At 67.3% G+C, this 25109-nt stretch carries 20 protein-coding genes; 16 read left to right on the top strand and 4 right to left on the bottom strand.

Features of this window, described 5'->3' with window-relative positions; genetic code table 11:
• The first annotated feature begins 18 nt into the window (after positions 1-18).
• Both HMPREF9710_RS19475 and HMPREF9710_RS19480 read left to right on the top strand, forming a co-directional pair.
• Positions 19-2253: a heparinase II/III domain-containing protein gene (locus tag HMPREF9710_RS19475; protein WP_005669171.1), complete on the top strand. Its 2235-nt coding sequence runs from the start codon at positions 19-21 to the stop codon at positions 2251-2253.
• A 77-nt stretch (positions 2254-2330) separates the two neighbouring features.
• Positions 2331-3188: a beta-1,6-N-acetylglucosaminyltransferase gene (locus tag HMPREF9710_RS19480; RefSeq protein ID WP_005669173.1), complete on the top strand. Its 858-nt coding sequence runs from the start codon at positions 2331-2333 to the stop codon at positions 3186-3188.
• Positions 3189-3197: 9 nt separating this feature from the next.
• Here the strand turns inward: HMPREF9710_RS19480 and HMPREF9710_RS19485 are convergent, their stop codons facing one another.
• Positions 3198-3626 (bottom strand): VOC family protein, encoded by a 429-nt coding sequence (locus tag HMPREF9710_RS19485; protein ID WP_005669174.1) that lies wholly within the window; start codon positions 3624-3626, stop codon positions 3198-3200.
• A 158-nt stretch (positions 3627-3784) separates the two neighbouring features.
• On the opposite strand from HMPREF9710_RS19485, the gene HMPREF9710_RS19490 reads away from it, so the two are divergent.
• The 12 genes from HMPREF9710_RS19490 (at position 3785) to HMPREF9710_RS19545 (ending at position 19157) form a co-directional block, all read left to right on the top strand.
• Positions 3785-4297 carry an MgtC/SapB family protein gene (locus tag HMPREF9710_RS19490; RefSeq protein WP_005669177.1) on the top strand — a complete coding sequence of 171 codons (513 nt, stop codon included), beginning with the start codon at positions 3785-3787 and terminating at the stop codon, positions 4295-4297.
• A gap of 81 nt (positions 4298-4378) precedes the next feature.
• On the top strand, positions 4379-5599 hold the full coding sequence (locus HMPREF9710_RS19495; protein ID WP_005669180.1) for a glycosyltransferase: 1221 nt from the start codon (positions 4379-4381) through the stop codon (positions 5597-5599).
• Positions 5599-6882 carry a phenylacetate--CoA ligase family protein gene (locus HMPREF9710_RS19500; RefSeq protein WP_005669183.1) on the top strand — a complete coding sequence of 428 codons (1284 nt, stop codon included), beginning with the start codon at positions 5599-5601 and terminating at the stop codon, positions 6880-6882. Before HMPREF9710_RS19495 ends, HMPREF9710_RS19500 begins: the two co-directional genes overlap by 1 nt.
• A 110-nt stretch (positions 6883-6992) precedes the next feature.
• A complete protein-coding gene (locus tag HMPREF9710_RS19505) occupies positions 6993-8090 on the top strand; it encodes a glycosyltransferase family 4 protein (protein WP_005669186.1) in 1098 nt (365 codons plus the stop codon).
• A 31-nt stretch (positions 8091-8121) separates the two neighbouring features.
• Positions 8122-10128, top strand: coding sequence for a heparinase II/III family protein (locus tag HMPREF9710_RS19510; RefSeq protein WP_005669189.1), 2007 nt, complete (start codon positions 8122-8124; stop codon positions 10126-10128).
• Between the two features lie 40 nt (positions 10129-10168).
• Positions 10169-10915: a WecB/TagA/CpsF family glycosyltransferase gene (locus HMPREF9710_RS19515; protein ID WP_005669191.1), complete on the top strand. Its 747-nt coding sequence runs from the start codon at positions 10169-10171 to the stop codon at positions 10913-10915.
• A 103-nt stretch (positions 10916-11018) separates the two neighbouring features.
• On the top strand, positions 11019-12017 hold the full coding sequence (gene galE / locus HMPREF9710_RS19520) for a UDP-glucose 4-epimerase GalE (RefSeq protein ID WP_005669194.1): 999 nt from the start codon (positions 11019-11021) through the stop codon (positions 12015-12017).
• A 16-nt stretch (positions 12018-12033) separates the two neighbouring features.
• A complete protein-coding gene (locus tag HMPREF9710_RS19525; protein ID WP_005669196.1) occupies positions 12034-13206 on the top strand; it encodes a nucleotidyltransferase family protein in 1173 nt (390 codons plus the stop codon).
• Positions 13203-14621 carry a mannose-1-phosphate guanylyltransferase/mannose-6-phosphate isomerase gene (locus HMPREF9710_RS19530; protein ID WP_005669198.1) on the top strand — a complete coding sequence of 473 codons (1419 nt, stop codon included), beginning with the start codon at positions 13203-13205 and terminating at the stop codon, positions 14619-14621. The genes HMPREF9710_RS19525 and HMPREF9710_RS19530 overlap by 4 nt, the downstream gene beginning before the upstream one ends.
• Before the next feature lie 53 nt (positions 14622-14674).
• On the top strand, positions 14675-15388 hold the full coding sequence (locus HMPREF9710_RS19535; protein WP_005669199.1) for a PEP_CTERM-anchored TLD domain-containing protein: 714 nt from the start codon (positions 14675-14677) through the stop codon (positions 15386-15388).
• 185 nt (positions 15389-15573) lie between these two features.
• Positions 15574-18555, top strand: a complete 2982-nt coding sequence (locus HMPREF9710_RS19540; protein ID WP_005669201.1) for an ExeM/NucH family extracellular endonuclease — start codon at positions 15574-15576, stop codon at positions 18553-18555.
• An 11-nt stretch (positions 18556-18566) separates the two neighbouring features.
• The gene (locus HMPREF9710_RS19545; protein WP_005669203.1) at positions 18567-19157 is read left to right on the top strand and encodes an NF038129 family PEP-CTERM protein; all 591 of its coding nucleotides are present in this window, start codon (positions 18567-18569) and stop codon (positions 19155-19157) included.
• A gap of 16 nt (positions 19158-19173) precedes the next feature.
• Here HMPREF9710_RS19545 and HMPREF9710_RS19550 read toward each other — a convergent pair whose 3' ends face one another.
• The gene (locus HMPREF9710_RS19550; RefSeq protein WP_005669206.1) at positions 19174-19521 is read right to left on the bottom strand and encodes a hypothetical protein; all 348 of its coding nucleotides are present in this window, start codon (positions 19519-19521) and stop codon (positions 19174-19176) included.
• 303 nt (positions 19522-19824) lie between these two features.
• Between HMPREF9710_RS19550 and HMPREF9710_RS19555 the strand changes: the two genes are divergently transcribed.
• Entirely contained in the window at positions 19825-20238 is a 414-nt protein-coding gene (locus HMPREF9710_RS19555) for a hypothetical protein (protein ID WP_005669208.1), read from the top strand.
• 84 nt (positions 20239-20322) lie between these two features.
• Here the strand turns inward: HMPREF9710_RS19555 and HMPREF9710_RS19560 are convergent, their stop codons facing one another.
• Both HMPREF9710_RS19560 and HMPREF9710_RS19565 read right to left on the bottom strand, forming a co-directional pair.
• A complete protein-coding gene (locus HMPREF9710_RS19560) occupies positions 20323-23469 on the bottom strand; it encodes a S8 family peptidase (RefSeq protein ID WP_005669210.1) in 3147 nt (1048 codons plus the stop codon).
• Positions 23470-23520: 51 nt separating this feature from the next.
• Positions 23521-24261 carry an NF038120 family PEP-CTERM protein gene (locus tag HMPREF9710_RS19565; protein ID WP_005669212.1) on the bottom strand — a complete coding sequence of 247 codons (741 nt, stop codon included), beginning with the start codon at positions 24259-24261 and terminating at the stop codon, positions 23521-23523.
• Positions 24262-24656: 395 nt separating this feature from the next.
• Between HMPREF9710_RS19565 and gspG the strand changes: the two genes are divergently transcribed.
• Entirely contained in the window at positions 24657-25100 is a 444-nt protein-coding gene (gene gspG / locus HMPREF9710_RS19570; RefSeq protein ID WP_005669214.1) for a type II secretion system major pseudopilin GspG, read from the top strand.
• The last annotated feature ends 9 nt before the right edge of the window (positions 25101-25109 follow it).

Genomic DNA, 25109 nt, shown 5'->3' on the forward strand with positions numbered 1-25109 from the left:
TTCTCTCGGAGCTTCAGCATGAATTTTCACCGGAAAGGTCTGGTCCACGCGTTGGCGCTGGCGTCGCTCTTCGTATGCATGAGCGCGCGCGCGGACTGGGCCCAGTCCCCCGATCCCCTGGTCGTCCAACCCAGCCCGGACCTGAACCAGGTCCAGGCCCAGAATCCGCCCGGATTCACCTGGGCTCGCCACGCCAACGGCCCCGCCGCCTACGAGCTCGAGATCACGCCGAGCGGCGGTGCGCCGAGCAAGGTCGTCACCGAGCGCAACTGGTACCTGCCGCCGAAGGCCCTGGCCTTGGGCAAGTACACCTGGCGCGTGCGTCCGGTCGGCAGCGACGACTGGTCGACGCCGCGCGCCTTCTCGATCACCAGCAGGTCGAACCTGTTCGAGGTGCCGGACAATGCCACGCTGCGCGCGCGCATCACGGCCAAGGCGCGTCCGCGCGCGCTGCCGTCGTCGTTTACACCGTATGCCAGCTGGAACAGCGCCAAGCGCGCCGAACTCGACCCCTACGTCAGCCGCATGATGAACGAGATCAAGCTGCAGATCAACGCGGTGCCGGCGCTGAGCGATGCGCGCTGGCCGATCGTGATCAGCTCGCCGCTGACGGCCGCCATGGCCAGCCAGCAGACCGACATCCGCCAGCGCATCAACGAAGCCAGCCGCCAGCTCGAGGCCGCGGCCGTGATGTGGCGCATGAAGGGCGACCGCCTGTTCCTCGACGAAGCGCTGCGCCGCGGCGACCAGATGGCCGCCCTCGACCCGAAAGGGCCGACCAGCTACGCCAACCAGGACCAGGCCACGCGCCAGATCTCGGTTTCGCTGATCAAGGCGGTCGACATCCTGGCCGCCGACCTGGACGCGCCGCGCCGCGCGCGCTGGCTGAACACGGTCAGGATCCGCGCCGAGGAAATCTACGGCAACCTGGCCGGCGACAATGGCCGCCTCGACCAGTATCCCTTCGATTCGCACGGCAACACGAGCCTGATCTTCCTGTCGCTGATCTCGACGCTGGCGCTGGGCGACATTCCCGAGGCGCAGAAGTGGTTCGACTTCTCGTTCCGTGCCTATGCCAACTCGCCGTCGCCCTGGAGCGGCGAGGAGGGCGGCTACGCCAACGGCACCGCCTATGCCGAATATGCGGCCGGCTACCTGGTCGCGCTGTGGGATCCGATGTCGCAGGCGTCGGGCGTGAATTTCTATGCCAAGCCCTGGGCCCAGGGCTTGCTCGACTTCGCCACCCAGTTCACGCCGCCGGGCTCGCGCGTGCACGCCTTCGGCGACGGCTCCGAGACCAAGCCCGACACCCGCGTCTGGCATGCCTTCGGCTCGCGCATGGTGTCGCCGCGCGCGGCCTGGTACGTGGCCAGCCTGGGCGGCACCGAGGATACGCTGAGCCTGCTGCAAGCGCCGTACCCGATGCCGATCAAGGGCACCATGACCAAGACGCCGCCGACCAACTCGGCCTATTATCCGAGCATCGGCTGGGCTTCGATGCACACCGACATCGGCTCCAGCAGCCGCACCTCGCTGTATTTCAAGTCCAGCCCCTACGGTTCGTTCAACCACAGCCATGGCGACCAGAACGGCATCCTGCTGTCCAGCGCGGGCCAGCCGCTGCTGGTCAAGGCCGGCTGGTATGACTGGTACGGTTCGCCTTACTGGAGCGACTGGTATCACCAGACCCGCTCGCAGAATGCGATCACCTTCGACGGCGGCAAGGGCCAGCTGGTGACCGGCTACCGCGAACAGCTGCAGCGCAACGGCAAGATCACCGGCTTCGCCGCCCAGCCCGCCTACGACTTTGTCGAGGGCGACGCCACCGCCTCTTATGGCGGCCAGCTGACCATGGCCAAGCGCCAGGTCTGGCACCTGCGCAATGCCGGCAATGCGATCCTGGTGCGCGACCGCCTGGCCAGCACGATCGCCCGCACCTACGAGTGGAATATCCACACCCCGGTCATCATGACGGTGGAGAACGCGCAGAACGTCAAGGTGTCGGCCGGCGGCCAGTCGCTGTGCCTGCGCTCGCTCAACGCGGACGCCAGCTTCGCCAAGTGGATCGGGCCGGGCGCCAAGGTGAACGTGATCGAGGACCACGGCGCCTTCTACCTCAAGAACGACGGCAAGTCGACCGCCGAGTTCCTGGTGCTGCTCGACGTCGGCTGCAAGAAGCCGCCGGTCAGCATCGCCACCTCGGGCACCGTGCGCACCGTGACCGTCGCCGGCCAGAGCGTGACCTTGAACTAATAGCCTGGCGCCTAGGTGGCGCGCTCGATTCATGCGCGATGCTAGTCTGGCGCGCATGAGTGGAGCCGCGCTCGCCGATGAAACAGGTGTTCCTGATCTGTGCGCACAAGGACATGGACCAGCTCAACAGGCTGATCGGGCAATTGTGCGATCCCGATTTCCTGGTCTATGTGCACCTGGACGGCAAGAGCGCGCTCGACCCGGCGCGACTGCATCCGCATGCCCGCCTCGTGCGCGAGCGGGTCGCCGTGCGCTGGGGCGACGTGTCCCAGGTCGAGTCCACGCTGGCATCGATGCGCCAGATCCTGCCTGAAGCCCCGGATTTCGACAAGCTCATCCTCATGTCGGCCCAGGACTTCCCGCTGTTGCCGAATCCATTGTTGAAAGCCGAGCTGGCAAGGATGCGCGGTTACGAGCTGATTGAGACCGCGCCGATTGCGGCCCATGGCTGGCGCGTGATGCACCGTTACGCCTATTTCCATCGCGACGGCGGCATGCTGGCCGAACGACTGGCCTGCGCCGCCGCCAACCGCGGCCTGCGCCTGCTGCGGCGCACCCGGCATTTGCCAGACGGATTGGTCCCCTACGGCGGCTCGTGCTGGTGGACCCTGTCACGCGACTGTGCGCGCGCGCTGCTGCGCCTTGCCGACGCACATCCTCGCCTGCTGCGTTTTTGCCGCAGCGTGCAGTCGCCCGACGAGCTGTTCTTCCAGACGCTGGTGATGCGTTCGGAGTTCGCCGATCGTGTGTTGCCGCATAATTTTCGCTACATCGCGTGGCCGGAAGGCGGCGCCTGCCATCCGAAGGTGCTCGACGAAGGCGACTTCGAGCGCGTCAAGGCTTCCGGCGCCCACTTCTGCCGCAAACTGGACAGTCACGCCAGCGCCGCCTTGCTCCCACGCCTGCTGGCATGGAAGCAAGACCGGCTGGCGTGACGCTGTTGGTCAGAAAGTGATCTTGATCTCGCGCGCGCTGAAGGTCGCTTCGCCGTGGTACACGGCTTCGATATTGTTACCGTCGGGATCGATCACGAAGGCGCCGTAATAGCCCGGATGATAGGGCCGTTCGCCCGGCGCGCCATTGTCCTTGCCGCCGGCCGCCAGCGCCGCACGGTAGAAGGCGTCGACCATGGCGCGGTCGCGCGCCTGGAAAGCCAGGTGATGGCGGCCGGTCAACTGGCCCTGGGCCGCTTCGCTGTCCGCCGTCGAGACGAACAACTCGTCGGGCCAGAAATAATCAATGCCCGAGCCGGCCAGCGGGATGCCCAGCACATCGAACACGGCCGTATAGAACGTGCGTGAAGCGGGCAGGTCGCGCACCACCAGCTGGATGTGGTCGATCAGGCGTCCGCGATAGATCTCCATCGTTTCCATCAGGTTCTCCTCGTGAAGGTTGGCTGCGCTGCCGATTATACGAAAAGCGCAACGGCATGCCGCGTCTTTACGCAGGCGCCAACGGCCGAGCGTGGCGACACGGATCTTGCATGGATGGCATGATTTACCGGAAATCGAACCGGACAAAGGATGGAGGAATGCAAGTGTGGTGGACACAAAGCTGGCTGACAATACAGCGTGAATTTTCCGACCTGGGCAATGCCGAAGACGTGACCGTCATCGTGGTGCGCCTGCTGGTGGCCGCCCTGGTGGGCGGAATGCTGGGTTACGAGCGCGAAACGGTCGGCGCCTCGGCCGGCCTGCGCACGCATATGCTGGTCTCGGTCGGCTCGGCCTTGTTCGTGCTGATCCCGCTGCAGGCCGGGATGGAGGTGTCGGACCTGTCGCGCGTGCTGCAGGGCGTCACCGCCGGCATCGGCTTCCTGGGCGCCGGCGCCATCCTCAAGCAGAAGGAACAGAACGACATCCGCGGCCTGACCACCGCCGCCAGCGTCTGGATGACGGCCGCCATCGGCGTGGCCGCCGGCATGGGCCGCGAAGCCACGGCCATCCTCAGCGCGCTGTTCGGCCTGGTGATCCTGTCCATCCTGCGCGCGCCGGCCAAGAAGGCGGGCGAATACGGCAAGGACGACCGCGACGCCGGACGCTAGCGCGCAAGTCTGCGATAGCTGAAACGTTTGCGTCGGGCGCCGGTCTAGTATCGTAGGTCCCACCCATCGATACGAGGCGCCATGCGCAAGCCGTGTTCCATCGCTTTCATCGTGCGCGACCCCTTGCCGCCGGTGCGCGCCGACCTGCTGACCCTGTTCGGCGCCGAGATGCCGCGCCATGGCGTCGATAGCGAGCTGGTCGGCCAGTCCGGCGGCGCCGGCCCGCCGGAGTGGGGCGGCGGCGGCATGCACGCCGTGGGCAGCCTGGGCAGCCGCTACGCCAGCGTGCTGGCGCCCGCCTGGGACCTGCTGGGCCTGGCGCGCGCCTGGCGCCGCCGCCGGCCGGACGGCATCCAGGTGCGCGACAAGATCGCGTCCGGCCTGCTGGGCCGCCTGGCCGCCGCCGCGCTCGGCGTGCCCTTCCTGTACTGGATGTCGTTCCCGATCGTCGAAGGCTTCGAGGCGCGGCGCGACGAGATCGCACGCCGCGGCCGCGGGCCGCGCTGGCTGGCGCATGCGGCGCGCGCCGCGGCCTCGCGCTGGCTGCTGTATCGGCTGGTGCTGCCGGGCGCGCGCCATGTGTTCGTGCAGAGCGACGCCATGGCCGACTGGCTGGCAGGCAAGGGATTCGCGCGCACGCGCATGACGGCGGTGCCGATGGGCGTCGATCTCACGCTGTGTGCGCGCGCGCGGGTCGCGCCCAGCCTCGATCCGCGCCTGGACGGGCGGCGGGTGCTGCTCTACCTGGGCCGGGTCGCGCAGGCGCGCGGCTCCGGCTTCCTGCTCGACGTCGTCGAGCAGCTCGCCCTTGATGTGCCCGATATCCTGCTGGTGATCGCCGGCGACGCCCCCTCGGGCGACGAAATGGCCTGGATGCGCGCCGAGATCGCGCGCCGCAAGCTGGAACGGCTCGTGCTGCTGACCGGCTGGCTGCCGCGCCAAGCGGCGCTCGGCTATGCGGTGCGGGCCGAGGTCGGCCTGTCGCCGATCCCGCGCGGCGTCCTGTACGACGTTTCTTCGCCGACCAAGCTGGTCGAGTACCTGGCGCTGGGCATCCCCGGCGTGGCCAACGACATCCCGGACCAGGCCCGGGTGCTGGCCGAGAGCGGGGCCGGGCTGTGCGTGCCGATGGAGGCGCCGGCCTTCGCCGGCGCCGTGCGCCGCTTGCTGCACGAACCCGGCCTGGCCGCCGCCTGTCGCGCGCGCGGACCAGGCTGGGTCAGGGCACACCGCAGCTACGCGATCCTGGGGCGGGTGGTGGCCGAGGCCTATGCCGGCATCCTGGCCGGGCGGGGCGCCTGATGGATGCGCGCACGCTCGCGCTGGCGTTCAGGTCGCTCGGCCGCCTGCTGGCGCGCGGCCTGCCGGCGCGGCTGCTGGTGCTGCCTTCTCTCATGCGCAACGAGCGGTCCGGGGCCATTCTCAACGCCTACGTGGCGCGGCGCGCGCGCCGCCTCGGCGTGGAAGTGCCGCCGGACGCGACCCGGCTGCACGCGGTGCCGCCCGGCGCCTTCCTGCTCGCCAAGCCGGCCCTGCGCCAGGACCCCGCGCGCCACCTGCGGCCGCGCCGCTTCGGCTCGCTGCTGCGCAACACGATCCGCACCAGCGGCACTTCCGGTTCACCGCTCACCCTGGTACAGTCGCTCGGCGCCGTGATCCGCGAAGAAGCCTTCATCCAGCGCCAGCTGCGCTGGATCGGCTGGCGCCCGGGGCAGCGGCGCGCCTGGATCCGCGGCGACCTCGTGTGCGACGAGCATCCCCATGACGGGCGCTACTGGCGGCGCGACCCGGTCGGCAGGCTGCTCGTGATGTCGTCCTATCACTTGTCCAACGCGACCATCGGCGCCTATGTGGCGGCGCTGGAAGCCTACGATCCGGTGGTGATCCACGCCTATCCATCGTCGGTCGAGGCCATCGCCCACTGGCTGGAGGCGGCCGGGCGCCGCTATGCGGGCCGGGCCCTGCGCGGCGTGATGACCTCGTCCGAGACCCTGGAGCCGGACGTGCGCGCGGCCGTCATGCGCGCCTTCGGCGTCGTCGTGTACGACTGGTATGGGCAGGCCGAGCGGGTCGCCGCCATCGGCACCTGCGAGCACGGTCGCTACCACCTGCTGAGCGACTACGGCGGCGTGGAACTGCTGGCGCTGCCCGACGGCAGCAGCGAACTCGTCGGCACCAGCCTGAACAACGCCGCGATGCCGCTCGCGCGCTACCGTACCGGCGATACCGTGCGCGTGGGCAAGGCGGATCCTTGCCCCTGCGGGCGTGTGTTTCCGACGCTCGATGCCGTGATCGGACGCCAGGAGCGCATCCTCACCTTGCCCGACGGCCGCATGGTGGCGCGCCTCGACCGCGTGTTCCAGGGCAGCGGCCTGCGCCTGCTCGAGGGCCAGGTGCGCTACCACGGCCAGGCCCGCTTCACCCTGCGGGTCGTCGCGGCCGACGGTTTCGGCAGCGGCGACGAAGCCGCCCTGCGCGAACAATTCCTGCAGCGAGTGCCCGGCGTGCAGGTGGCGGTGGAGCGGGTCGAGGCGATTCCACGCGGCGCCAACGGCAAGTTCGAGTTCATCGCCGTCGACGGTTGAATCGTGCGCGAGATTCGACAAGTTGCCATGTATGATCGTAAATATTGTCCCTTTCATAAGTGCATGAACCTCATGATCAGGATTGCGACACATTTCTCAAAGGCGCCTGCATGAACGTGGCGTCCCCACGCGTGTTGATGGTTGGAACCGCGCTGGGGGGCAGGGGAGGCATCGCAAGCATGGTCGAGGTGCTGCGCATCGACGGCCTGTTCGAGCGCGAGGGCATCGCCTACGTCGCGACCCACGCCGAGGGCCGCCGCCTGCATAAGCTCGGCAGCGCGCTGCGCGGCCTGTGGCGCACCGGGCAGGCCTGCCTCGGCGCCGGGCAGAAGCCGGGCATCGTCCATGTGCACGCCGGATCGCATGCCAGTTTCCTGCGCAAGTCGCTGGTGCTGCTCATGGCGCGCAGGGGCGGTGCGCGCACCGTGTTCCACCTGCATGGCGGCGGCTTTCGGCGCTACGCGCTGGTGGAGGCCGGACCGTTGCTGCGGCGCTGGATCCGGCACACCCTGGAAGCAAGCTCGCGCGTGATCGCGCTGTCGCCCGCCTGGGCCGCCTGCGTGCGCGAATGCGCGCCGCGCGCGCGGGTCGAGGTGCTTGCCAATCCGGTGCGCCTGACGGCGCCGGCGGCGCCTGGACAGGCCGAAGCCGGCCGTATCCTGTTCCTGGGCCGCCTCGACCCGGCCAAGGGCGTGGACGAACTGCTGCAAGCCTGCGCCGCCCTGGCCGCGCGCCACCCGGGGCTGCATCTGGTGCTGGGCGGCAGCGGCGACCTGGACTGGGTGCGGCGCCGCGCCGCCGAACTCGGCGTCGCCAACCGGGTCGAGACGCCGGGCTGGCTGGACGCCGCTGCGCGCGATGCGCAGCTGGCGCGCGCCTGGCTGTTCTGCCTGCCGTCCCATGCCGAAGGCTTGCCGATGTCGGTGCTCGAGGCGATGGCGGCGGGGGCGCCGGTGGTGGCCACCCGGGTCGGCGGCATCCCCGAAGCGCTGGCCGACGGCGCGCGCGGCCTGCTGGTCGCGCCGCGCGACGCGGCGGCGCTGGCCTGCGCCATCGGACGCCTGCTGGACGACGCGCGATTGCGCGCGCGGCTGGCGTGCGCGGCGCGCGCCGCCGTCGAGCGACACTACGCGGCCGGCGTGGTGTGCGCCAGACTGTCCGCGCTGTACGCGCAATTGCTGGAAGAGAACGCGATAAGCGCGCAATGAGGCGCGATGAAAGAACGGTGAGGGAAAATCGATGAACGCAACAGTACGCATGGCGTGGCTGGTCAACCGGCTGCGCTGCATGTCGGTGCCGGAACTGGCTTACCGGCTGCGCCAGGCGGCGACGATCCGCCTGGCGCGCCGCTCGGTCGGCCGCGCCGCGCCGCCGCCGCTGCCGCGCACCCTGAGCCTGGGCGTGCGCGGCGCGCCGGCGCTCGAGCGGGCCGAGGTCGAGGCGCTGCTGCTCGACGCCGAGCGCATCGAGGCGGGCCACGTGGTGCTGTTCGCAGAACGCCGCTTCGACGTCGGCGTGCCGACCGCCTGGAACCGCGATCCAGAGACCGGCGTCGTCGCGCCGTCGCTGTACCGCGGCGACATCGCCATCGGCGACCGCGAACTGGTGGGCGACATCAAGCACGTGTGGGAACTGAACCGCCACCTGCACCTGGTGACGCTGGCCCAGGCCTGGGCCCTGACGGGCGAGGCGCGCTGGCTGGACGCGCTGGCGCACAACCTGCGCAGCTGGTTCGAAGCCTGTCCGCCGCTCACGGGACCCAACTGGACCAGCTCGATGGAGCTCGGCATCCGCCTCGTCAACTGGAGCCTGATCTGGCAACTGGTGGGCGGCGAACACAGCGCCCTGTTCGAAGGCGATGGCGGGCAGCGCCTGCGTGCCGACTGGCTGGACAGCATCCACGCCCACTGCCGCACCATTGCGCGCCACCCGTCGCGCCATTCCTCGGCCAACAACCACCTGATCGCCGAAATGGCCGGCCTGTATGCCGGCGCCGTCACCTGGCCGTGCTGGAAGGAATCGAAGGACTGGGAAGCCCAGGCGCATCGCGAACTGGAGCACGAGGCCCAGGCCCAGTTCTCGCGCGACGGCGTCAACCGCGAGCAGGCGTTTGCCTATCATATGTTTTCCTGTGAATGCCTGTTCGTGGCCGGACTGCTGGGTCAGGCGCACGGCCAGGCGCGCGGCCAAGCGCGCAGCCGCCCTTTCTCGCGCGCCTACTGGACCGTGCTGCAGCGCGCGCTGCGCTTCCTGCGCTCGGTGCGCGACGTCGACGGCGGCCTGCCGATGGTCGGCGATGCCGACGACGGCTGCGTGTTCCGCCTGCACGCCGGCACCGGGCGGCCGGGCCCGGACCGCGCCGCGCAACTGCTGGCGCTGGGCGACACCGTGTTCGGCGGCCAGCCCGACCACCACCCGGGCGTGCGCTGGCTGCTGCACGCGCTGCCGGGCGGGCGGCCCGACTGCGATCCGCACGAAGTCGAGTCCGGATGGTCCTTCCCCGACGGCGGCTACCTGCTGTTCGGCAACCACTTCGGCGAGGTGAACGAGATCAAAGGCGTGCTCGACTGCGGCCCGCTGGGCTATCTCGGCATCGCCGCCCATGGGCACGCCGATGCGCTGGCCCTGAGCCTGTCGGTGGCGGGCGAAGCCTGCCTGGTCGATTCCGGCACCTACTCGTACTGGCAAGACCAGAAATGGCGCGATTACTTCCGCGGCACCTCGAGCCACAACACCGTGCGCGTCGACGGCCTCGACCAGTCGGCATCGGGCGGGCGCTTCATGTGGCTGCGCAAGGCGCGCGCCAGCATCGAGCGCATGCCGGCCTCGCCCCAGGAATTCGACTTCCGCGGTTCGCACGACGGCTATGCGCGCCTGCCGGACCCGGTGCTGCACCTGCGCAGCGTGCGCTTCGACGGCGCCAGCAATACCCTGACCGTGCGCGACGAGGTTGCCGCCAGGAAGCACCACAAGGTCGAGGCCTTCTGGCACTTCGCACCCGGCCTGGACGTGCGCCTGACCAGCCACGGCCTGTCGGTGCGCGGCAAGCGTTTCGTGCTGCAGATGCAGGCCAGCGGCGAAGACCTGCACCTCGAGCTGGTGCGCGGCGCCGAGAATCCGCCGCTGGGCTGGTATTCGGCCGCCTATGAATCGAAAACGCCGTGCGAAGTGCTGCGCATCACGACCGTATCGTCCGCCGTTCCCATCGAATGCAGGTTTACAATCACCTTTGTCGATGATAAATAATTAATGTCAAGAAACGTCACGCACCGGACCGGAGGCACGCATGAACGAGCGCGTCACGCTGTTTGGTTGTAATATAGATAACGTTTCAATGGAAGAGACCCTGGAGCGGGTCGAGGGTTTCGTGCGCAGCGGGCGGCCACACCAGCATGTGGTGGTCAATGTCGACAAGCTGGTCAAGGCCAGCCGCGACGAGGACCTGCGCCGCATCATCAATGAATGCGACCTGGTCAATGTGGACGGCATGCCGGTGGTGTGGGCCTCGCGCCTGCTGGGCAAGCCGCTCAAGGAAAGGGTCGCCGGCATCGACCTCTTCGAGGCCCTGATGCGGCGCGCGGCGCAGAGAGGCTGGCGGGTGTTCCTGCTGGGTGCGCGCGCCGACGTGGTGCGCGAGGTGGCCGCGACCTATGCCCGCCGCTATCCTGGCCTGGTGCTGGCCGGCGTGCATGACGGCTACTGGCAGGGCGAGGGCGCCGAAGCGCAGGTGGTGCGCCAGGTGCGCGAGAGCCGGGCCGACCTGCTGTTCGTGGCGATTTCCTCGCCCAAGAAAGAACAATTTCTCGGTCTGTACCAGGCCGAGATGCGGATACCGTTCGCGATGGGGGTAGGCGGGAGCTTCGACGTGGCGATCGGCCGGGTCAAGCGGGCGCCGGCCTGGATGCAGATGGCCGGGCTCGAGTGGTTCTTCCGATTCCTGCAGGAACCGCGCCGGATGTTTCGGCGTTACTTTATCGACGACATGGCGTTTCTCTGGCTCCTGATCAAGGAAGCGGCCAGAACAAACAACTAAAACTGGGATCACGGCGCAGCAGCACTTCGTTGCGCCGACAAGAACAAAGGGCCGCAACCGGTCCATGGGTCATCAAATTATTTATTAACAGAGAGCGAAAGACATGAAGATTCTGGTTACTGGCGGTGTGGGCTATATCGGGTCGCATACTGTCGTCGAACTGCAGAACGCCGGGCACGACGTGGTCGTGGTCGACAACCTGTCGAACGCTCAGCAGTCGGTCTGCGAGCGCGTCCGGCGCATCACCGGCAAGCCGTTCGCCTTTGTCCAGGCCGACATCCGCGACCGCTCGGCCATGGAGGCCGCGTTCGCCGAGCACAAGCCCGAGGCGGTGATCCACTTCGCCGGCCTGAAGGCGGTCGGTGAATCGGTGGCGCAGCCGCTGCGCTATTACGACAACAACGTCAACGGCAGCGTGGTGCTGTTCGAGACCATGGCCAAGTTCGGCTGTAAATCGCTGGTGTTCTCGTCCTCGGCCACCGTGTACGGAGATCCGGCCTCGGTGCCGATCCGCGAGGATTTCCCGCTGTCGGCCACCAACCCCTATGGCCGCAGCAAACTGATGATCGAAGACATCCTGCGCGACCTGGCAAAGGCCGAGCCCGACTGGCGCATCGCGCTGCTGCGCTACTTCAATCCGGTCGGCGCCCATGAAAGCGGCCTGATCGGCGAAGAGCCGAGCGGCATCCCGAACAACCTGGTCCCCTACATCGCCCAGGTCGCCAACGGCCAGCGCGACAAGCTGTCGGTGTTCGGCGGCGACTACGACACCCCGGACGGCACCGGCCTGCGCGACTACATCCACGTGGTGGATCTCGCCATCGGCCACGTCAAGACCCTGGATCGCCTGAACAAGGGCCCGGGCATCGTCACCTACAACCTCGGCACTGGCCGGGGCAACAGTGTATTGGAAATGGTACGCGCCTTCGAAGCGGCCAGCGGGCGTCCGGTCGCCTACCAGATCGTCGACCGCCGTCCCGGCGACGTGGCCAAGTGCTACGCCGATCCGGCCCTGGCCCGCGAGGAGCTGGGCTGGAGTGCCGAACGTGATGTCGCTCAAATGTGCGCTGACGTATGGCGCTACCAAACCACAGCCAAATAATGCAAAGGATAGTCTAATGAAAGCCATGATTCTCGCCGCAGGCAAAGGCACTCGCGTCCGTCCGCTCACCTACGACCTGCCAAAACCCATGATCCCGATTCTGGGCAAACCCGTGATGGCTTACCTGATCGAACACCTCAAGAAAAATGGCGTGTCCGAAATCATGGTCAACGTCAGCTGGCTGCACGAAAAAATCGAAGAGTATTTCGGCGAAGGCGAGCAGTTCGGCGTCCAGATCGGCTACTCCTTCGAAGGCTATACGAAGGACGACGGCGAAGTCGTCCCCGAACCGATCGGCTCGGCCGGCGGCATGAAGAAAATCCAGGAATTCGGCGGCTTCTTCGACGACACCACCGTGGTGCTGTGCGGCGACGCCCTGATCGACCTCGATCTCAAGGCCGCGCTGCTGGAGCACCGCCGCAAGGGCGCGATGGCCACCGTTATCACCAAAGAAGTGCCATGGGACAAAGTTTCGTCGTATGGCGTGGTGGTCTCGGACGAGCAGGGCCGCATCCTGGAATTCCAGGAAAAGCCGAGCCAGCAAGAGGCGAAGTCCAACTTCATTTCCACCGGCATCTATATCTTCGAGCCAGAAGTCATCGACCTGATCCCGTCGGGCGTGCCGTTCGACATCGGTTCCGAGCTGTTCCCGCTGCTGGCCGAGCGCGGCCTGCCGTTCTATGCCCAGGGCCGCCCGTTCAACTGGCTCGACATCGGCACCATGGGCGACTACTGGGAAGTGCTGCAGTCGGTGATCACCGGCGAGGTCAACAATATGGACGTGCCCGGCATCGAGATCAAGCCAGGCGTCTGGGTGGGCCTGAACACCAGCATCGACTGGGAAGGCACGACCATCGAGGGTCCCGTCTACATCGGCTCCGGGGTGAAAGTGGAAGCCGGCGCCCGCATCGTGGGTCCGACCTGGATCGGCCACGGCAGCCATATCTGCGAAGGCGCCGAGATCGTGCGCAGCGTGCTGTTCGAGTACACCCGCGTGTTGCATGATGTAACATTGAATGAAATGATTGTCTTTAAGGAATATAGTGTCGACCGAAAAGGCGAAATGAAACACGCTTCCGAGTATTCTTCGGAGGAATGGCTCAATGCACGCGACCGTCGCCGCTCCCGGCGCAAGGAAGTCGCGGACCACGACACCAACGAGTTAGAGAAAGAGAAAGTCAGCGCATGAAGATCTATCCAGTCATCCTTTCCGGCGGCGCCGGCACCCGCCTGTGGCCTCTGTCGCGCAAGGTTTTGCCGAAGCAGTTGCTGCCGCTGGTTGCCGACAAGACCATGCTGCAGGAAACCGCCTTGCGCGTGGCCGGTTGGCCGGAGATGATGGCGCCGCTCGTTGTGTGCGGCAATGACCACCGCTTCATGGTGGCCGAGCAATTGCGCGAAGTGGGCATCACGCCGCTGGGCATCCTGCTCGAGCCGGTCGGCCGCAACACGGCGCCGGCCGTGGCCGCCGCCGCCCACCACCTGCAGGCGATCGACCCCGAGGCCGTCATGCTGGTGCTGCCGGCCGACCACGTGATCCAGAACGGCGAAGCCTTCCGTGAAGCGGTCGACCGCGCCACCCGCCTGGTGGCCAAGGGCGCGCTGGCAACCTTCGGCATCGTGCCCAATGCGCCGGAAACCGGTTACGGCTACATCCGCCGCGGCGAACAGGTGGACGAGTGCGGCGAATGCTACAAGGTGGCGCGCTTCGTCGAGAAGCCCGACGCCGCCACGGCCGAAGGCTTCCTGGCCGAGGGCAGCTACTACTGGAACAGCGGCATGTTCATGTTCGCCGCCGCGCGCTACCTGCAAGAGCTGGAGCAGCACGCGCCGGCCATCGCCAGCGCCGCCAGCCAGGCCATGCACGCGGCCTACCGCGACCTCGATTTCTGCCGCCTCGACGAGAGCGCGTTCTCGGCTTGCCCGTCCGATTCGATCGACTACGCGGTGATGGAACACACCCGCGACGCCGCCGTGGTGCCGGCCGATATCGGCTGGAACGACGTCGGTTCGTGGTCGGCGCTGTGGGAAACCCAGGCCAAGGATGCCAACGGCAACGCCCAGCGCGGCGACGTCTACCTGGACGGCGTCAAGAATTCGCTGGTGCGCGCCGAAAGCCGCATCGTTGCGGTGGTGGGCCTGGAAGACGTGGTCGTGGTCGAGACCCAGGACGCGGTGCTGGTCACCTGCAAGAGCAAGGTGCAGCGCGTCAAGCAGGTGGTCGAACACCTGGCGTCCAAGGAGCGCACCGAGCACCTGCACCACACCCGCGTCTATCGTCCATGGGGCCACTACGAGGGCATCGATGCGGGCGACCGTTTCCAGGTCAAGCGCATCACCGTCAAGCCGGGCGAGAAGCTCTCGCTGCAGATGCACCACCACCGCGCCGAGCACTGGGTCGTGGTGTCGGGCACCGCCCGCGTTACCTGCGGCGATACCGTCAGCCTGCTGTCCGAGAACGAATCGACCTATATCCCGATCGGCATGAACCACCGTCTGGAAAACCCGGGCAAACTGCCGCTGCACATCATCGAGGTGCAGTCGGGCAGCTACCTGGGCGAGGACGACATCGTCCGCTTCGAGGACATCTACAAGCGCGCCTGAGTCCTCCGGCCACGCGCCTGGAACTTGTCCGGCAACGTGCAGTCTGACGTTGCATGAACAAGATCCTGGCACGGGGCGGTGCGGCCGCCATCCTGGTTGCGGCCACTGGCATCGCGGCATCGCCGGCTGTGGCACAAGACGAACCTCCCTTGCTCGACCCCAGCCTGCAGGGCCAGCTCGAACGCTGGCTCGGCGCCGGCCCCCTTTATCTCGACAACATCTACACGCGGCAGCCGGGCGACGACTCGCTCGACTTCCATGCCGCTGCAGATGGGCGCGGCAGCAACTTCACCTTGATGCGCGTCGCCAACGACGCCGGCGACAGCTGGGTGGTGGGCGGCTACAACCCGCGCAGCTGGTCTTCCACGGCCGGCTGGCACGTCTCCGAGCGCGACTGGCAACGCACCGCCTTCCTGTTCAACTACACCGACCCGGCCGTGTACCGCCAGCTGCTGCTCGATAACGTCCTGCCCAGCCAGGGCTCGCGCCAGACCTACAACTGGCCCGATCACGGCCCCACCTTCGGCGCCGGGCCCGATCTCTTCGTCGACGACCGGCTGACCACTTCCATTTCCTGGCAACTGAGCTATGGCGACCCCGCCTTCGAAGGCCGCAGCATCATCGACGGCACCTACGGCGGGCAATTCAGGCGGGTCGAAGCGCTCGAAACCTACGCCATCTCGCTCGTGCCCGAGCCACCCGCCTATGCGCTGCTGGTCGGCGGCCTCGGGGTAGCCGCCTGGGCCGCACGACGCCGTCGCCGCTGACACCCGCGCCAAGCTCTCTACCGATTCCCTGCGGAAACTCGACCCTCGCGTGTTGATTTGCCGCTAAGCTAGAAATTATCCACCGTGGCTAATTTCTGGTCATCATGTTGTCAATCTCCGCATTTACTATCATTCTGCTAATGAACGTAGCAGGCACATCTTGTGCGATAACCAATGGGGAACCCATGACGACTTTTGCATCCTTCGCACCGCGGCGCACGCTGCTGGCGACCTTGCTGGCAGGCCTTGCCGCCAGCGCCCATGCCGCCCCCGGCGACGTGGTAATCAGCCAGCTGTACGGCGCATCGAACAACGCCGGCGGCCAGTGGAGCCACGACTTCGTGGAGCTGTTCAACCGCAGCGATGCCCCGGTGCGGCTCGACGGCCTGAGCCTGCAATACCAGTCGGCGACCGGCAGTAACTGGGGTTCGGTCACGGTCTTGCCGGATGTGACCCTGGCGCCGGGCCAGTATTTCCTGGTGCTGGGCCGCAATGGCGGTGGCACGAATGCGGTGGGCGAGGGCGATCTCTTCAATAACGGCCTCGATATGGCGGGCGCTGCCGGCAAGGTGGCGTTGGTCAATGGACGCACTCAAATGTCCGCGCCGGAAGGCGCCAACCTGGTCGACCTGGTCGGTTTCGGCACCGCCAACCGCTACGAAGGCGCGGCCGCGCCGGCGCCGTCGACCGTCAACGCGATCGCGCGCCTGGCCCAGGGCTGCCAGGATACCGACAATAACCGCGACGACTTCGTCGCCGGCCCGGTCGACGGTCCGCGCAGCACCCGTTCCCCGCTGGCGCCCTGCGACGGCAGCGGCGGCCCGGTCGTCAAGCCGATCGTCCCGAGCTGCCCGGCGGCGGTCCAGGTCGCCCAGGGCAGCGCGTCCTCGGCGCAGCTGTCGGCGGTCGACGCCGACAGCATGGTGACGCGGGCCGCCATCGTGGCCGGGGCCGTGCCCGGCGTCAGCCTCGCCGACTTCGCGCCTGCGAACGCCATCGGCGGCACGGCGACGGCGCGCCTGCTCATCGGCGACGCGCTGGCCGGCGGCCGGTATCCGGTCCAGGTCGAGTTCGCCAACACCGAGGGCGACACCGAGCGCTGCACCGTCACCGTCGACGTCGCGGGCCAGTTGAGCATCCCGGCGATCCAGGGTTCGGGCCCGACCAGCGCCTATGTCGGCACCGTGCAAACCACGCAAGGCGTGATCACCGCCAAGGTCGGCGCCGGCTTCTTCATCCAGGACCCGCAGGGCGACGGCGATCCGTCGACGTCGGACGGCCTGTACATCTACGGCAAGACCACGGACTTGCCGGTCGGCACCCTGGTGCGCGTGACCGGCACGGTCGAGGAATACCGGCCGAGCGGCGCGACCCGCAGCTACACCGAGTTCAAGGATGTCAGCGGCATCGTGTCGCTGGGCGCCGGCCCGGCCATCGTGCCGACCAATATCGCGCTGCCGAACGCCAACCTGGCCGACGTGGAAGGCATGCTGGTGCGTTTCACCACGCCGCTGACCGTCAACGGTAACCGCAACCTCGGCGACCGCGGCGAACTGATCCTCGCCAACGGCCGCCGCGAGAACCCGACCAACCGTTATCCGCTCGGCTCGCCCGAGGCGCTCGCGCTCGCCCGCGAACATGCGAGCAACCAGATCGTGCTGGATGACGGCATCTTCGTGGCCCCGGCCACCATCCCCTACCTGGCGGAGGACGGCACCGTGCGCGTGGGCGACACCGTGCACGACCTGACCGGCGTGGTCGACTATGGCGCGCTGGGCGGCGGCGGGGCCGGCTTCAAGCTGCAGCCGACCGTCACGCCGACCTTCGCGCGCACCAACGAGCGCACCCCGGCCCCGGCCTTGCCCGGCGCGATCAAGGTGGCCAGCGCCAACGTGCTCAATTTCTTTACCACCTTCACCGATGGCCGCGACGCCTGGGGCCGCAGCGGCCAGGGCTGCACCATCGGCAACCGCACCTCGGCGGGCGAGTGCCGCGGCGCCGACAACACGGCCGAGTTCGTGCGCCAGCGCGACAAGATCGTCGCCTCGCTGGCCGAACTCGATGCCGACGTGGTGGGCTTGATGGAAATCCAGAACAATGGCGACGTCGCGGTCGGCTACCTGGTCGAGCAATTGAATGCCGCCACCGCGGCCGGCACCTATGCGGTGGTGCCGAAGCCGGCGGCGCTGGGCACCGACGCGATCCGGGTGGCGATGATCTACAAGCCCGCCAAGCTGAGCCTGGCCGGCAGCGCGCTGTCGGATGGCCACGAGATCAACAACCGTCCGCCGATGGCCCAGGCCTTCAAGGCGAAGCAGGGCGGCGGCACGTTCTCGGTGATCGTGAACCACCTGAAATCGAAGGGCGGTTGCAGTGGCGCCGGTCCTGGTGACACCGACCCGGGCAATGGCGAAGGCTGCTGGGACCGCACCCGTACCGAGCAGGCCCGGCGCCTGAGCGACTATTTCATCCCGCAGGTGGTCAAGGCGGCCGGGGATCCGGACGTGCTGGTGATCGGTGACCTGAACGCGTATGCCTTCGAGAGTCCGATCAATCACCTGACCCAGCAGGCCGGCATGGTCAACCTGCTCGAGCGCTTCGTGCGTCCGCACGGCATGCCGTATTCGTATGTGTTCGACGGCCTGTCCGGCTACCTCGACCATGCGCTGGCAAGCGGCTCGCTGGCGCCGCAGGTGGCGGGCGCGGCCGAATGGCACAGCAACGCCGACGAGCCGGAAACCATCGACTACAACCTTGGCGATACGGCGCAAGACCCGTACCGCAAGAACGCCTGGCGCGCCTCGGACCACGATCCGCTGGTGGTCAGCCTGAACCTGGCCGGCTCGCATGCCGACGTCACGGCGTCCAGCAAGATCGTCATCGGCGGCTTCAGCATCAATCGGGCGACGGGCAAGACCACCGGCAACGTCACCATCACCAATACCAGCGGCCAGACCCTGAACGGTCCGCTGCACCTGGTGCTGCGGAGCCTGCCGTCCGGCGTCACGCTCGACAATCCGGCCGGCGTCCACGAGGGCGCGCCCTACATCACGCTGCCGCAGGCCGGCATCGCGCCGGGCGCCACGGTCACCATCGCCACCGCGTTCAGCAATGGCGCCAAGCGTAACTTCACCTATACCCCGCAGCTGGTCTCCGGCGCGTTCTAAAGGAAAACACCATGTCGAACCTCGTATCCCTGTTGTTCCGTGTCTTGCTGGCGCTGTCGATCGCGGCCGGCGCCCCGGCGGCCCTGGCTGGCCCGCTGTACCGGGTCTCGCTCGATACCTCGGCCCTGGCCGGCACCGTCGGCTACCTCGACCTGGGCCTGAACGGTCCGCTGGACGCGGCGCCGACGGTGGCCCGCCTCGGCAACTTCAGCGGCGCCTTCCTGGAAGGCGGCATGACGTCGGGCGACGTCAGCGGCGACGTCGTGAATGGCGTCGTGTTGCGCAATGGTCCGGAGTGGAATTTCTTCGACCAGCTGGTCACGTTCGGCGGCCTGTTCAGCTTTGACGTCGAGTTCGACCTGGGCGAGGGCGCCAATGGCAGCCTGTTCAGCGTCGCCTTCGTCGACGACGCCCTCAATTACCTGGGCGCCGCCGGCAATGTGCTCGAGATGAACGTGGTCGCGGGCCAGAGTGTCGAGCTGCAACTGGTGGATGCGGCCTTCGCCAGCGTGGCCGAGGTGCCGGAGCCGGCCGCCTGGCTGCTGGTTGCGAGCGGCCTGTTGTTGCTGGCCGCGACGCGCCGTCTGCGCCAGCAGCGCTGACGCGGGCGTCCCGCGCTCAGGATCGGGGCAGGCTGGCCTCGAGCGCGGCGCGGCGCTGGGCATCGATGCGCCAGGCTTCGGCATTGCCGTCGATGATGCGCAGGCTGGCGCAGCCTTCGGCGGCGCAGTCTGGCGCCGGCATCGTCGCCGAGGCGATGGTGGCGATGGTGGCGATAACTGGGGCGCCCGGCGCCGGCGCCGGGGCCGCGTTCGGGCCGGTTTCCGGCGTTCCCGCGAGGATGGGCGCACTGGCGGTCGTGCTGGCCGACGCAGTCTGGACGGTCGTATCGAGGTCGTACTGGCCGCCGCAGGCAGCCAGGGCGGACGTCAGGGAGAGGGCGATGATGGTGCGCAGGAAGGTCATGTGAACTCGAACAAGCTCGTCTTTAACGAAAGCTATTGTAGTGAGTAAATTTTTCCTGCGCTCAATTTTTTACATTTGCGAACATCCAAGTTATCATTCGATGGAAACGGGATGCGCGACGTTCATGCCTTTTGCCTGCAAATGAGAAATATATCCTCACGGAAATTTAAGATGTTCTGAGGTAAGTTTACGGAGCTTGCCGTGTTCCGTAAGAAGCGCGCAACAGGTGGGACGACACATTTGGTAACAGTCAGTCAAGGTGATCCGCTTGACCAGCTGTATCGTGCGCGCGAAGATGGCGGCATGAAAAAACTCATCCTCATCCTCCTGTTCGGCGCCAGCGCCGCCTGCACCACCCAGGCCCACGATCCGGTCCAGCCGCCGGTGAAGGACGGCGCGCCCCCGGTCGTCGCGCTCCAACCCGGCGCCACCGTGTCCGAGATCAAGCGCCTGATCGGCACGCCCACCTGCAGCGACAACGCGCAATGCCGCTCGCTCCCGGTCGGCGCGCTGGCTTGCGGCGGCCCGCAGGAATACCTGCCGTATTCGACCGCGAAGACCGACGAGAAGGCGCTGCTGGCCCTGGCCGAGCGTTCGAAGACCGAGCGCCAGGCCGAGATCCAGCGCACCGGCGAAATGTCGATCTGCATCCATCGCCCCGACCCGGGCGCCGTCTGCGTCGCCGGCGCCTGCCAGCTGGGTTCGCCCGCAGCCTGAGTCTTTCCATTCCTTCAAAAAGACAAAGCGCGCCGTGGCGCGCTTTGTCTTTTCAACCGGGGCCAGGGGCCCCGGACCTGTCGATTACACGCCGACGTCCTTCGCCTTGACGCGTTGCGGACGCTCGGCCTTCGGCACCGGCTGGTTGGTCTCGACCTGCAGCACGGTGGTCGAGCCGACCGCGCCGCTGGCGTCGAGCAGGCGCACGCCGCCCAGGAAGCGCTTGCCGGTCGGCAGGCCGGACCAGCTCACCGCCACCGTCGCCTTGCCGCCGGCATAGACGTTGGCCGGCACCAGGGCGCGCAGGTTGCCGCCCTTGTCGCTGGTGTTCACGACCGCCGCATGCAGGCCGTACGAGGTGGTGCCGCCGGACGCGGTGTTGTAGCCCAGCGTGCAGACGCGGTAGTTGCCTGCCGGCGGGGCCGCCAGCGCGATCGTCTCGTCCGAACCGTAGGTGGCGGAGTAGGCGACCAACTGGCCGGCCGCGTTCACCATCACCAGGTCGAGGTCGTCGCCACCCTGGCCGCTGGTATCGCGGTCGAACAGTTCGAACTGCGCCGCCACCGTGTCGGCGGTGAAGGTCACCGGCAGCACGCGGGCGCCGTACAGGCCGCGGTGGCAGGCGTCGGCCATCTGGGCCAGCGTGTCGAGGCTGCCTTCCGGCGCCGGCGCGATCGTGTTTGCCGTGCGCACGATTTCCTTCAGGCCGCCGACGCTCGAGCCCATCTTGCCGGCGAAGCCGGTGGTGACGGCCAGGGCCTTGCTGCCGCTGGCGCGGTCGCTGGAGAAGAATACCGGTGCGATGATCGGCTTGCCGGAGCGGGCCACGACCGGGCTGCGCACGGTATGGCCGCCGCCGGTCCAGGTCAGGGTGCCGTACTGCCAGGTGTTCTCGGGCGCGCTGGTGCGGGTCAGCGTGACGGTGAACGACCGGGTCTGGCCGGGCTCGATCGCCAGCGTGGCCGGGGTCACCACGGCCTCGTAGCCCGGCACCGAGATCTGCCCGCTGAAGCTCGAGGTGCTGGCGCTGACGTTGGTCACCGAGCGGTTGATGGTCACCGAGCCGAGCACGTTGCCGACGGCGATCGACGGCAGGTTCAGGTCATAGCCGGGGATCTGGCCGCCCGCGCACTGGGTGGTGACGCCGGCGCCGCACAGGTATTTGCGGTAGTCGGCTTCGCCGATGTCGTACACCAGGCCCGGGTCGAGCGCGGCGGTCGGGTTGACGTGGCCCGCGCCCTGGGCGAACGGCAGCTGGCCGCGGATGTCGCCGGTCAGCGTGTCCGGGAAGGTGTCGGTCGCGGTGGTCATCAGCGCCGACTTGATCATCGCCGGCGACCAGGTCGGATGCTTCTGGCGCAGCAGGGCGCTCACGCCGGCCACGTGCGGCGCCGACATCGAGGTGCCCTGCATCGACACGAACTCGACCGGCGGCACCATGGTGCCGTTGACGATGTCGGCATGGTCCTCCTCGCTCAGGCCCGGCGTGCCGCCGGCGATGATGTCCACGCCCGGCGCGGTGACGTCCGGCTTGAGCACGTTGGCATCGGCGCGGTTCGGGCCGCGCGACGAGAAGTTGGCCATGATCGGGGCGTTCAGCTTCGACACGCCGACCACGAACTTGCTGATCGCGGCGGTGGCGCTGGCCGCGCCCGCGGCCGCGTAGCTGCGGATCGCCTGGCCGTCGGCCTGGGTGACGTGGACCGAGGGCACCGAGTGCATGTCGGCGACCAGGCCGCTGCCGTTGTCGACCTGGATCATGCCGACGCCGCCGGCTTCGCGCACCGCGCGGCTCTTGTCGACGCGGTCGTTCTCGCCGCGGTTGCAGATCACGACCTTGCCGGCCACCTTGGCCGGATCGAGCACGGGCTGGCCGCCGTTGAACGAGGCGCTGTAGCACAGGGCGAGGCGGGAGGCGTTGGCGCCCGGCAGGCCGACAGTGGAGGCGTCGACCACCGGCTCGGCCGGCAGCGGTTCGGTATTCATCGAGGCGCCGGTGTATTTCTGGCCGTTGCCCAGGGTGACAGTGGCCTGGAACTCGCGGTTATGGGTCGAGGCGCCGACCGTGGTGTGCCACGGGCTGATGTGGGCCACCTGGTTGCCCGGGCCGTCGTTGCCGGCCGAAGCCACTGCAATGACGCCAGCATTGGCGGCGCCGAAGAAGGCTTGCTCGACCGGATCGGTGAGGGTGGTGCCGCCGCTGATCGAGAAGTTGATCACGTGGACGCCGTCGGCGACGGCCTTCTCGATTGCCGCCACGCTGTCGCCGACGTAGCAGCTGTTGCGCCGGCCGATGGTCACGCTGGGGTCGACATAGGTCCAGCACACCTTGTAGGAAGCGAGGCGTGCGCGCGGGGCGACGCCCGACATCTCGCCGATGTTGACGCCGGCCATGGTCACGTCCACGCCGTAGTTGCCGCCGGCGGTGGTCGAGGTGTGGGTGCCGTGGCTGCCTTCGCCGACGTCGCCGCCCAGCGAATCGCGCGGCGAGGAGCGGAATTCGCTCCAGTGGCTGACGCGGCCGGTGCTCCGGTAGATGTCGTCGAAATACTGCGCGCCGATCAGTTTGTTGTTGCAGTGGGCCGTGGTGAAGCCTTCGCCGGTCTGGCAATCGCCCTGCCAGCGCGATGGCGCCGCCGAATAGGCCAGGCTGCCGCTGGTGTCGTGGGTCGGCTTGCCGTTGGCGTCCACGCGATCGGCGTAGGACAGGTGTTCCGGCCAGACGCCGCCGTCGACGATGCCGATGATGATGTCTTCGCCGGCCTCGGCCAGGCCGCCGAGCTTGGACCAGGCGCCGTTCGGGCCGGTCAGCTTGAGGAAGTCGCGGGTCGAGACGGTGGTCAGTTCGCGCGGCACGTCGGGCGTGACCGCCAGCACGTCGCCGCGGCCGACCAGGGCGCGCACTTCGGCGTCGGTCAGCATGGCGGAGAAGCCGTTGAGCACCACCTTGTAGTCGTGCACGACGGGAGCGTTGCCGATGGCGGCGCGCACGGCGGCCTTCTTCTGGGCCAGGTAGCCGCTGTAGAGCTGGACGCTGGCGCTGTTCAGGTCGAGGCGCTGGCCGGCGCGCGGCTGGGTGGCGGCCAGGCCGTTGACGCTGCCGTCATAGGAGGCGATCGGCTTGTCGGCCAGTTGCACGACATAGGGGCGGCGCGCGTCGTCGGCCTGGGCAGACAGCGACAGGCTGGTCAGTGCGAACAGGATGGCTGCGGAAATTGGGCGGAGTTTCATGGATGCGTGTCCTTGGATTCTGCGGGGTTCGGCTGTGATGTGACGGCGTGCTCAGGCATTGCGGCGGCGGGCCCGGGCGGCGAAGCCGAGCAGGCCGAGGCCGAACAGCGCGAGACTGGCCGGCTCCGGCACCTCGGCCAGGGCGTCTTCGAGCACCAGGTTGTCGATGGCGAACTGGCCGCGGTTGTTCTCGAAGGCCAGGCAACTGCCCGAGTTGTCGCAGGTAAAGCCGAATAGGGCGACGCTCACGAAGGCGGTGTTGGCGAACGTCTCGAACGGCGAGTAACGGCCGAACAGGAAGCCCTGATCGCTGGGACCGTCGAGCAGCAGGTCTTGCAGCATATAGCTGCCGTCGGCCAGGAAGCCCTGCATCCGCAGCAGGCCGGAATAGATCGGATAACCACCCAGGGCCGCATCCAGGCCGATGAAGCTGGCGTCGATCGATTTCACCATGAAGGAAGCGGCAGTCTCGGACTCGACCCACACGATGCTGTCGTTGAAGGCGCCGTAATAGCCGCCTTCGCCGTTGACCGGGCACGCCATGCCGATGCAATAACTCGGATCGCTGGTGTCGACGATGGCGCCGACCAGGCTGCCCACATCCGCCGGATTGTAGGCTTCGAAGCTCAGCTTGTACCCTTGCTCCTGCCAGCTGTCGCCACTGCCGAACACCATGCCTGCGCCGGCATCGAAATTGATGGTCGCGCCTTGGGCCGGAGCGGCGATGGCCGCGGCGCCAAGGGCCGCGGCGGCGAACTTGGCGAGCGGGCTGGTCAGGGAGGGTAATGCCATATGCGATTTCCGAGTCATGATTTGCCTTTGTGGTTGGGATTTCTCTCGCCTGGATACGGCGGGGCACTGCGTTTCGCACCTGAGGTTCAGGTTGCCAAGAAATATATCAATTGAATTAAGAAAAGTGTAAAAAAGTTTAACGAGCAATATTTTGACTTTCCACAACTTGCACTGATTAAATTTGGTTTCTCCTATGGGCAATCATTATTTCCACCTGTCTGTCACCTGTTTGAAATATGCATCGTTGTAAATAAGAAAGTTTTATTGCACAAGATCAAGCGCCGTACGTCTTGCATCACGATGGTGTTTTTTTGAAAAGAACAGTTGTCGTCGCGCTCGGCAGCGTGTTACCTTTCACGGGCAGGATTTCAAAGAAGCAATCTAGGAGTCGCTTGATGGTTTTTGCTATGAAACAGGGCGCCGACGTCCGTCGCGGACGCAGCGCGGGCTTCACGCTGCTGGAGCTGCTGGTGGTGATCGTCATCATCGGCCTGCTTGCCGCCTATGTCGGACCCAAGTACTTCTCGCAGCTCGGCAAATCCGAAGTCACCGCCGCCCGCGCCCAGATCGACGCCTTCGACAAGACCCTCGACACCTACCGGCTCGACGTCGGCCGCTATCCAACCACCGAAGAAGGCCTGGCCGCCCTCATGACGGCGCCGCCGAGCGCCGGCGCCAAGTGGAACGGGCCCTATCTGAAGAAGGCGATTCCGCTCGACCCCTGGGGCAATCCCTACCAGTACCGGGCGCCGGGCGCCCGCGGCGAGTACGAGGTGCTGTCCCTCGGCAAGGATGGGCAACCTGGCGGCGCCGGCGACAACGCCGACATCACCAACTGAGCACGAACT

The organism is Massilia timonae CCUG 45783 (assembly GCF_000315425.1).
GTDB lineage: Bacteria > Pseudomonadota > Gammaproteobacteria > Burkholderiales > Burkholderiaceae_D > Telluria > Telluria timonae.

Coding starts and splice junctions, on each gene's coding strand:
- HMPREF9710_RS19480 (WP_005669173.1), top strand. CDS start 2,331: ATGAAACAGGTGTTCCTGATCTGTGCGCACAAGGACATGGACCAGCTC.
- HMPREF9710_RS19515 (WP_005669191.1), top strand. CDS start 10,169: ATGAACGAGCGCGTCACGCTGTTTGGTTGTAATATAGATAACGTTTCA.
- galE (WP_005669194.1), top strand. CDS start 11,019: ATGAAGATTCTGGTTACTGGCGGTGTGGGCTATATCGGGTCGCATACT.
- gspG (WP_005669214.1), top strand. CDS start 24,657: ATGGTTTTTGCTATGAAACAGGGCGCCGACGTCCGTCGCGGACGCAGC.
- HMPREF9710_RS19560 (WP_005669210.1), bottom strand. CDS start 23,469: ATGAAACTCCGCCCAATTTCCGCAGCCATCCTGTTCGCACTGACCAGC.
- HMPREF9710_RS19490 (WP_005669177.1), top strand. CDS start 3,785: ATGCAAGTGTGGTGGACACAAAGCTGGCTGACAATACAGCGTGAATTT.
- HMPREF9710_RS19505 (WP_005669186.1), top strand. CDS start 6,993: ATGAACGTGGCGTCCCCACGCGTGTTGATGGTTGGAACCGCGCTGGGG.
- HMPREF9710_RS19485 (WP_005669174.1), bottom strand. CDS start 3,626: ATGGAAACGATGGAGATCTATCGCGGACGCCTGATCGACCACATCCAG.
- HMPREF9710_RS19535 (WP_005669199.1), top strand. CDS start 14,675: ATGAACAAGATCCTGGCACGGGGCGGTGCGGCCGCCATCCTGGTTGCG.
- HMPREF9710_RS19565 (WP_005669212.1), bottom strand. CDS start 24,261: ATGGCATTACCCTCCCTGACCAGCCCGCTCGCCAAGTTCGCCGCCGCG.
- HMPREF9710_RS19500 (WP_005669183.1), top strand. CDS start 5,599: ATGGATGCGCGCACGCTCGCGCTGGCGTTCAGGTCGCTCGGCCGCCTG.
- HMPREF9710_RS19495 (WP_005669180.1), top strand. CDS start 4,379: ATGCGCAAGCCGTGTTCCATCGCTTTCATCGTGCGCGACCCCTTGCCG.
- HMPREF9710_RS19550 (WP_005669206.1), bottom strand. CDS start 19,521: ATGACCTTCCTGCGCACCATCATCGCCCTCTCCCTGACGTCCGCCCTG.
- HMPREF9710_RS19540 (WP_005669201.1), top strand. CDS start 15,574: ATGACGACTTTTGCATCCTTCGCACCGCGGCGCACGCTGCTGGCGACC.
- HMPREF9710_RS19530 (WP_005669198.1), top strand. CDS start 13,203: ATGAAGATCTATCCAGTCATCCTTTCCGGCGGCGCCGGCACCCGCCTG.
- HMPREF9710_RS19555 (WP_005669208.1), top strand. CDS start 19,825: ATGAAAAAACTCATCCTCATCCTCCTGTTCGGCGCCAGCGCCGCCTGC.
- HMPREF9710_RS19510 (WP_005669189.1), top strand. CDS start 8,122: ATGAACGCAACAGTACGCATGGCGTGGCTGGTCAACCGGCTGCGCTGC.
- HMPREF9710_RS19475 (WP_005669171.1), top strand. CDS start 19: ATGAATTTTCACCGGAAAGGTCTGGTCCACGCGTTGGCGCTGGCGTCG.
- HMPREF9710_RS19545 (WP_005669203.1), top strand. CDS start 18,567: ATGTCGAACCTCGTATCCCTGTTGTTCCGTGTCTTGCTGGCGCTGTCG.
- HMPREF9710_RS19525 (WP_005669196.1), top strand. CDS start 12,034: ATGAAAGCCATGATTCTCGCCGCAGGCAAAGGCACTCGCGTCCGTCCG.